The sequence below is a fragment of the Methylobacterium frigidaeris genome, assembly GCF_022179185.1.
Classification (GTDB): domain Bacteria; phylum Pseudomonadota; class Alphaproteobacteria; order Rhizobiales; family Beijerinckiaceae; genus Methylobacterium; species Methylobacterium frigidaeris.
Genome location: NZ_BPQJ01000228.1, coordinates 1 through 264, shown reverse-complemented (window position 1 = coordinate 264; position 264 = coordinate 1). Strand labels below are relative to the sequence as shown.

Annotated in this window: 1 pseudogene; it reads right to left on the bottom strand. The window is 75.4% G+C overall.

From position 1 onward, the window contains the following. A pseudogene (locus tag MFF64_RS36965) lies at nt 1-264 on the bottom strand (ring-cleaving dioxygenase); the annotation flags it as partial.

Sequence of the window (264 nt, the reverse complement as noted above, 5' to 3'; positions counted from 1 at the left end):
GACCTCGACCGGACCGTCGCCGGTCTCGAAACTGCGCGCCCGGCGCATGCCGAGCAGATCGGTCAGCACGGCGGCCGTCCGGGACGGGTCCGGGACGGACAGGCGGATCGGGCCCAGCCCGCGAATCTGGTAGGCCGCGGGCACCGGCGAGGCGTCCCAGGGATGCTCCGGGCCGGTGCCGCCGTCATCGACCAGGGCGAGGCGCTGGCCCTCGGGATCCTCGAAATCGACGGTGAGGCGCCCATCGCGCAGGGCGGGCTCGGC